Below are 7,437 nucleotides of genomic sequence, written 5' to 3' on the forward strand. Positions count from 1 at the left end.
GCGGCGCCGAGTCGCGCGACGACCGACTTTGCGTAGGCCTTGTCCGTTCGGCGTAGCGACCCGCGATTGGCTTTGGCTTGCGCGAAAAGGTAGCTAGAATCAGGCCGGTTGCCATCGGACGATAAGGGGGGAACATGACCGACGAAGCAACGGCCGAAACCTCGCCGCCGCTCCCGGAGCGTATCAAGCACGTATTCGTGCTGATGCTCGAAAACCGATCTTTCGACCACATGTTTGCGTTGTCGGGCATACCCGGCATCGTCGCGGCGACGTCCAATCATTCCAACCCGTACGCGAACACTACGTACGCGTTCGGCGGAGGTGCGCCCGACCAGATGCCCACCGATCCCGGGCATGAATTTACCGATGTCGTCGAACAACTATGCGGCGCCGGCGCGCGATTTCAAAGGGGCCAGGCGTACCCCGCGATCAACAACTCCGGCTTTGTCGCAAACTACGCGACGACGCAGACAGAAGGCTCCCCGCCGCGGCCGGCCGACGTCGGCAAGATCATGCTCGGCGTCGACATCGAGAAACAGGCGCCGTCGCTCTATCGATTGGCGACGGAGTTCGTACTCTGCGATGGCTGGCACTCGTCGATGCCGGGCCCGACTTGGCCGAATCGGTTTTTCCTGCATGGTGCGTCATCGACTGGGCTGGACCATTCGCCGACTCGCGCTGAATTGGCCGAATGGGAGACCCTGGACGGCTTCGGCTATCCGAAGGGTTCGATTTTCGACGCGCTCCGCAAGACCGGTGCGGATAGCTACCGCCTCTATCAGGACGAAACGGGCACGCTCCTGGGGCGCGTGCCGCAAGTCGCATCGCTGAAAGGCATCAGCTTTTTCGATGTCGATGACCTGTCGCACTTCGCGGACGATCTCGCGGCCGGCTATACGGCCCGCTACACGTTCATCGAGCCAGGGTATGGCGACATCGTCCACGATACCTACGAGGGCGGTACTTCGCAGCATCCCATGGACGGTTTGGCCGGTGGCGATCAACTCGCGGCCCGCGTCAATAACGCGATTCGCAATTCACCGATCTGGCAGAACAGTCTGCTCGTCATCCTCTACGACGAGCATGGCGGCTTCTACGATTCCGTCGCGCCCGGCGCTGCCGCACCGCCGAACGACGGCGCGCCTGACACGCTGAACGCCAGCGGCTTCCCGTTTAACGTCTATGGCGTGCGCGTGCCTGCAATTGTCGTCTCGCCATGGGTTGCTCGCGGCCACGTCGAGCATACCGTCTATGACCATAGTTCCGTTCTTGCAACCGTCGGGCGTCTGTTCGGCCTCGACCCGTTGACCGACCGGGACAAAACTGCGAACGATCTGCTGTCGCTCGTCACGACGACTTTCCGCGCGGACTGCCCGCAAAGGATTGGAGCATGAGCCAATATTCCGCCCCGGATAGGCGCGACGACGAGCCCTTGCGCGACGGTACCAGCCTGATGGCCTACCTCCACGTGCTGAGGAAGGCGCACATTGCTCTGGTAGGGCGCGAGAGGGCGCATGCGCGCTTCCGCCAATTGTCTACGCGTGGCCACGCGAAGCAATACATTGAGGAGCTGATGCCGCTACTGCTGACGGAGCGCGCCAAACATCGCCATCGGCGGGGCCATCATGGTCGGCCTTAGGCCTTAGCCGGCCGGATGCTTGTCGAGACTCCCATAGGCAGCTGACCGCGTTGCCGCCAAAGCATCCGCTTTTCCCGCCAACATGACTGTCAATGCGCGCGATCGCGTGGCGTGGCGCGATAATCGCGCTATCGCGATCGACTTCACCCGCCCGGTCAGCTGCGTTGGGAGAGTGGGCAAATGAGACTCTCGCCTTGCCTGAGCCGCATCTATGCGCTGCTGTTTGCCGTGTTTTTCGCCAGTTGTGGCGGCGGCGGCAGTTCGAGCTCGGATTCGAGCGCGGGCTCCGGGGCAGGCTCGGGAGCAGGCTCGTCGGGAGGGGCTTCGCCGGGAGGCGGTTCGTCGGGATCGTCGGGATCGTCGGGTGCGATGGCCGTCGATGTGGCGACTTATCACAACGATATCGCCCGCACGGGTCAGCAGTTGGCCGAGACGACACTGACGCTTGCCAACGTGAATGCGACGACGTTCGGCAAGATCGGTTTTTTCGCCACGGACGGAAAGGTCGACGCAGAGCCTCTCTACCTTGCCTCAGTGCCGATCGCGGGCGGATCCCACAACGTGCTCTACGTCGAGACAGAGCACGCGAGCGTCTACGCGTTCGATGCCGATAGCGGCACACCCCTATGGCACGTCTCCACGCTCGGTGCCAACGAAACGCCAAGCGACGACTTCGGCTGCTTCCAGATCTCTCCGGAAATCGGCATCACCTCCACGCCGGTGATCGACCGTTCTCGCGGACCGCATGGCGCGATGTATGTGGTCGGCATGTCGAAGGATGCATCGGGCAACTATCACCAGCGCATTCATGCGCTCGACGTGACGACCGGCGCCGAGCTGTTCGGCGGCCCGACTGAAGTCGCCGCGTCGTTCCCGGGCAACGGTCCCAACAGTGCCGGCGGGGTTCTGACTTTCGACCCGAAGCAATACGCGGAGCGTCAGTCGTTGCTGGAACTGAACGGCAACATCTACACGGGCTGGACTTCGCATTGCGACCATGATCCATACAACGGCTGGGTGATCGCTTATAGCGCCGACACTTTGAAGCAGACGAGCGTCCTGAACCTCACGCCAAACGGCACGGAAGGGTCGATCTGGATGAGCGGCGCCGGCATGGCATCGGACGGACAATCGATCTATTTCCTCGATGCAAACGGCACGTTCGACACGACGCTGAATGCGAACGGCTTTCCGGCGCTCGGAGATTTTGGAAATGCTTTCCTGAAGCTCAGCACGACGAACGGCCTGGCGGTCGCCGACTACTTCAATCAGTTCGACACGGCTACTGCATCGCAAGGGGACGTCGATCTCGGCTCGGGCGGGGCGCTCCTGCTGCCTGACTTCACTGACGCATCGGGCGTCGTGCACCATCTCGCGATAGGGGCGGGGAAAGATGGCAACATCTACATCGTCAATCGCGATTCGATGGGCAAGTTCAATCCAGGCGCGAACAACATCTATCAGGAGATCAGCGGGCAACTAATCGGCCGGGAATTCGGCATGCCGGCGTACTTTGGCGGCACGGTTTACTACGGCTCGGTCGACGACCACGTCAAAGCGTTCACCGTGTCCAATGCGCGTTTTTCGACGACGCCCACGAGCCAGTCGCCGGAAACTTTCGGCGCGCCGGGGACGACGCCGAGCATATCGGCAAACGGCTCCTCGAATGCAATCGTCTGGGCCGCGCAGAACGGCAACATCGCGGGGCTCTACGCGTACGATGCGACGAATCTCGCGCACGAGCTTTATAACAGCAACCAATCTCCGAATGGACGCGATCAGTTCGGCGCGGGCAATAAATTCATCACGCCGATGATCGCGAACGGGAAGGTGTACGTCGGGGCGACGAACGGCGTGGCGGTGTTTGGGTTGTTGGGCACCAAGTAGCCATTTGCTTCATCGACGGGCGGGGACGACGACCTATCAATCAGTAGCTTGGCAGTAGCAGACAGGAAAGCGCCTAGCGCAGCTTACTCCTTGTGCTCTTCGTCGCGCTCCTCGTGCTCCCGGAACGAGGTGCTTCTTTGCCTGCCAGGACGCCGCCGACGTTCATCCGTTCCATAGACGTCAACGCTTCGACGTACGACAAAAACTGCCTCAGATAGCCCGGCGACGTCTTTTGCATGAGCGCGAGCGCCCGGTGGACGAGGCTCTCCGAATTGAGTGGGCCCGCATTGTCGGGTACCTGCTCGAGCGACTGCCTCAATTGACTTTCGACATTGACCTTGGACCAGACTTCCCTGAAGTACCCGAGCGCCTCGAACTCCGCTCCGGGGTGGCGCCAGTGCGCGGCGTCGCCTGTGCGCAAGCTCGTGCCGCTTACCGACGATCGATTGGCAATCGAATCGACGAGCTCGGCGAGCAGCCCACGAGCAGGCGCGCGCGGCGCCATTGCTACCACGGTATGGGTTGTCTGCGAAGCGGCGCTCTCGACTTCATCTACGTAAGCCTGGATCAGTACGGACAGCCTCTCTTCGAGAATACGTCGCGCTTCGCCGCATTGCTCGGCGGCGCGTCTCTCCAATGCCTCGATGAATTTAAAGCGAATGGGGTCATGGCCATCGGCGCCGCGCGCTTTCCATTGCTCGAGCCTTGCACGCGCCTCGGTTGCGGCGCTATTCATGGGATGTCGACATTGCCTTCGCGGGCCTGGGCACAGGCGCAATTTCCACGCGGCGGTTCTTGGCCCGCCCCACGTCGTCGGAATTCGAGCTGACGGGCTGCTCGGAGCCGAAGGCAGCCGCGAAGACGGACGAGGCGGGAATGCCCTCATCGATCAACGCGCGCGTCACCGTCAATGCGCGTTTCGCCGACAGCTCCCAGTTATCCGCGAAGCGCCGATTGCCCTCGCGCACCTGTCGGTCGTCGGCAAAGCCGCTGACCATCAGCATCTCGTCGTGAGCGTGCAGATACGCGGAGAGCGGGCCGGCCAGGCTTTTCAGAATGTCGCGGCCCTGCGGCTGCAATTCATCGGAGTTCAACGCGAAGAGCAGGCTGCCGCTGATGCCGATATGCCCATTGACGAGCGTGACGCGGCCAGCGGCCAGCGGCCCGGCCAGCGCTTGCTCCAAGGCATGGCGACGCGCCGCTTCGAGCTGTCGCTCCTTCACCGCTTGTTGCAGCTTCGCCGAAAGCTGCAACTGAACGCCGATGACGCTAACGAGGATCAGCACGAAAATGCCGAGCAGCACCGACATCAGATCACCGAAGGCGGCCCAGACGGGCGTCGTCGGCTCCACGCCTCCGTCGATTTCGTCGATCATGCCGCCGTCTCCCGACCGGAGACCTGCTGCATCTCTTCGACGATCCGCTGCTGCGACAGCATGCTGAGCTCGATGACCTCTTTTGCCTGCGCGACGTAGTAGGCGAGCTGCTCGTCGCTGCGCGAGAGCGATTTGTCGAGCGCCGTTTCGATTCGGCTTAGATGCGTCAGCAGCTTGTCGTTCGATTCGCCGAACGACTGCACGGCCGCGCCGAACGCTTCGCCGAGGCTCGCCACTTCCACGGCGCTGGCCGTGACTTGCGCCGTCACCGCACCGAGTTTTTCGGCATGGGCCTGCACGTTGTTGGAGAACTGAGCGCCCACGCGATCGAGTAGGCCGGCAGACGTCGCAATCAACGAATCGACCGCCTCCCGCTGTTGCGAGGAGGCATGATTGACCGCATCGAGCAGCGTCTGAAGCGTTTCGAGCAAGCGGGTGCGCTCTTCGAGCATCGCCGTGTCGCGGGCCATGCTCTCCGAAAGCTTCTCGCGCAGCTCGCCGATGATTTCCGCCGCTGCCTTCGGCGCTTCCGAGGCCGCCTGCACGAGCCCGGAGATTTCGGCGATCGTGTCGCTCGCGTGCGCCTTTGTTTGAGCCGAAATATCCTGCGCGGTGCGCGCGAGCGTGTCGCAGATCTCCTTTTGCCGACTTGCCGTCAGCGCATTGATCTGCTCCCATTGCGCGCTCAGCGTCGTGACCATCGAGCCCAACGTTTGCGTCCAATCCACGAGTCGTTGCCGATCCTGTGATGCGAGGTCCTCCTGCAACTTCCGATGCGACCGATCCACGCCGCCAATGAGCGATGCCGCATTCTGCTCGAACGTGGCCGCGGCAACGGCGAGCGCGCGCTCGTTGCGGTCCGCCAACCGCTCGTTGATTCGTTCTTGTTGTGACAGCGACTGATTCCACGTGCCCGACACGCTATCCGCCGCGGCTTCGAGGCGAGCCGAGACGCCTTCGAGCAGATCACCCGTGCGCTGCGTGAGCGTTTCGTTGAACTGATCGAGCGACAGGCTGAGGCGCGTGGCAAGCGCCTCGCTCGACTTCTGATGTTCCGCGAGCGCCTGGCTCCATACATTCGCGACGGCGGCAGTGGAAGCTTCGAACCCGGCCGCTAGACCGTGCAGTTGCTGATCGACGGCATGCTTGATGGTGCCATGCAATGTCGTGGTCTCGCGCGCGAGGCTCTGCATCGTCGTGTCGACGATCGGTTGTAGCGTCGTACTGGCCACGCGCGCGCTCTCGGCGACGCTCGCCTTCAGCGATTGCGCCACGGAGGAAGCGAGGCGATCGTAAGCGGCCTCGACTCTGTTGTAGAACGCTTCTTGATGGGCGGCGTGCCGCTCGTTCAATGCTTCGTTTTGCCGCTCGATGGCGGCCATCATGGCCTGTAGCCGATCGACGAGGACCGGCATGGCTTCAGCCTGCCGTTGCAGCAGCCGCAGTGTTTCCTCTCGCTGATGCGTTTGCGAATAGGACCGCAATGTCGTCGCGATCCTCTGGTCGAGCATCTGTGCCGCGAGAATGCGCTCGCGCCGGCAGAGCGCCGAAAGCAGCCCCAGCATGGCCGATGTCGCCACGCCCGCGATGGAAGTCCCGAACGCGAACCCCAATCCTTTGACCGGTGCGGCGAGCGTTGCGCGGACCGTTTCGATGTCCATTGCACTTTCGAGTGCCGTTCCGGTGCCGTGCAGCGTGGTGACCATGCCGAGGAGCGTACCGAGCATGCCGAGCAACACCAACAAGCCGACGAGATACGGCGCGAGCGTCGGTCCCGGCAACGCTGCCCGTTCGTTCTCGATGCGTTGACGCACCGCGTTGCCGAGGCTCGGGTGCAATCGTTCGAGCCATGCCGCGAGGCTCGGCGGTGGGCCGGAGAGCTCCGTGACGGCACGCACGAGCGTGGCCGTCGCCTGCTGATAGCGCTGCAACTCCCATGCGCCTGAGAGATAGCACGCAACGATCAGGAACGTGACAGCGAAGGCGAGCGGATTCGTGCCGATATAGCCGAAGCCGATCCAGCACGCAGCGCAGAGTCCCGCCAGGAACACAACAAGATTGATCGAATTTCTGGACATAACGTCTCGTCAGCTCGTGCGAAGGGCCGCGAGCAACCCCTCGACCGGTTGAAAACGGAGGCTCAGTTCGGCGAGCAACACGCTGCGCATCTCGTGACGAAATGCGTCGAGCCACGCATCGTGCGGAGCGGGCGGGTTGCCTCTTTCAGCATCGCCGTCGCGGTCGTCGGCGGCGGCCGGGTCCTGATTCGCTCGGCGCAGATGCTCGAAACGAACATTGAGCAAGTCGGGTATCGCTGTCAGCAGATTGTGCTCGCGCGCACTCAGTGCGCGCTCCATGACCGCATCGATAGCCGCGAGCTGAGCCAGCGCGGGCTGTTTCCCCGCCAGCGATCGGCGCAGGCGTTCGCGCAGCGTGCCGATGCTCGCGTCCATCGCCTGCTGCATCGATAGATAGCAATGGCGAAAAACGGTGTAGTCGACTACCTCGTTTGCCTCGATGAGGCCTTCCCGGCGC

7 protein-coding genes are annotated in these 7,437 nt (G+C 62.7%); 3 read left to right on the plus strand and 4 right to left on the minus strand.

Annotation, left to right across the window (positions count from 1 at the left end; translation table 11 throughout):
- Nucleotides 1-134 precede the first annotated feature (134 nt).
- The 3 genes from C9I57_RS21185 to C9I57_RS21195 all read left to right on the plus strand — a co-directional run bounded on the left by C9I57_RS21185 (nucleotide 135) and on the right by C9I57_RS21195 (nucleotide 3,526).
- Nucleotides 135-1,394, plus strand: coding sequence for an alkaline phosphatase family protein (locus tag C9I57_RS21185; RefSeq protein ID WP_107152578.1), 1,260 nt, complete (start codon nucleotides 135-137; stop codon nucleotides 1,392-1,394).
- Complete coding sequence (locus tag C9I57_RS21190) at nucleotides 1,391-1,639, plus strand: hypothetical protein (RefSeq protein ID WP_107152579.1); 249 nt, start codon at nucleotides 1,391-1,393, stop codon at nucleotides 1,637-1,639. Before C9I57_RS21185 ends, C9I57_RS21190 begins: the two co-directional genes overlap by 4 nt.
- A 180-nt stretch (nucleotides 1,640-1,819) precedes the next feature.
- Entirely contained in the window at nucleotides 1,820-3,526 is a 1,707-nt protein-coding gene (locus tag C9I57_RS21195; RefSeq protein WP_107152580.1) for a pyrrolo-quinoline quinone, read from the plus strand.
- A gap of 73 nt (nucleotides 3,527-3,599) precedes the next feature.
- On the opposite strand, the gene C9I57_RS21200 is transcribed toward C9I57_RS21195, so the two are convergent.
- The 4 genes from C9I57_RS21200 to C9I57_RS21215 all read right to left on the minus strand — a co-directional run.
- Nucleotides 3,600-4,262, minus strand: a complete 663-nt coding sequence (locus C9I57_RS21200; protein ID WP_107152581.1) for a DUF2894 domain-containing protein — start codon at nucleotides 4,260-4,262, stop codon at nucleotides 3,600-3,602.
- Complete coding sequence (locus tag C9I57_RS21205; protein WP_107152582.1) at nucleotides 4,255-4,902, minus strand: OmpA family protein; 648 nt, start codon at nucleotides 4,900-4,902, stop codon at nucleotides 4,255-4,257. Before C9I57_RS21205 ends, C9I57_RS21200 begins: the two co-directional genes overlap by 8 nt.
- Nucleotides 4,899-6,980 carry a DUF802 domain-containing protein gene (locus C9I57_RS21210; protein ID WP_107152583.1) on the minus strand — a complete coding sequence of 694 codons (2,082 nt, stop codon included), beginning with the start codon at nucleotides 6,978-6,980 and terminating at the stop codon, nucleotides 4,899-4,901. The genes C9I57_RS21205 and C9I57_RS21210 overlap by 4 nt, the downstream gene beginning before the upstream one ends.
- Before the next feature lie 9 nt (nucleotides 6,981-6,989).
- Nucleotides 6,990-7,437 (minus strand): DUF3348 family protein (locus C9I57_RS21215; RefSeq protein ID WP_146166241.1); only part of this gene is annotated, 448 nt, incomplete at its 5' end.

Origin of the sequence: Trinickia symbiotica, assembly GCF_003028655.1 — a bacterium.
GTDB classification, from domain to species: Bacteria; Pseudomonadota; Gammaproteobacteria; order Burkholderiales; family Burkholderiaceae; genus Trinickia; species Trinickia symbiotica_A.

Coding starts and splice junctions, on each gene's coding strand:
- C9I57_RS21185 (WP_107152578.1), top strand. CDS start 135: ATGACCGACGAAGCAACGGCCGAAACCTCGCCGCCGCTCCCGGAGCGT.
- C9I57_RS21190 (WP_107152579.1), top strand. CDS start 1,391: ATGAGCCAATATTCCGCCCCGGATAGGCGCGACGACGAGCCCTTGCGC.
- C9I57_RS21195 (WP_107152580.1), top strand. CDS start 1,820: ATGAGACTCTCGCCTTGCCTGAGCCGCATCTATGCGCTGCTGTTTGCC.
- C9I57_RS21200 (WP_107152581.1), bottom strand. CDS start 4,262: ATGAATAGCGCCGCAACCGAGGCGCGTGCAAGGCTCGAGCAATGGAAA.
- C9I57_RS21205 (WP_107152582.1), bottom strand. CDS start 4,902: ATGATCGACGAAATCGACGGAGGCGTGGAGCCGACGACGCCCGTCTGG.
- C9I57_RS21210 (WP_107152583.1), bottom strand. CDS start 6,980: ATGTCCAGAAATTCGATCAATCTTGTTGTGTTCCTGGCGGGACTCTGC.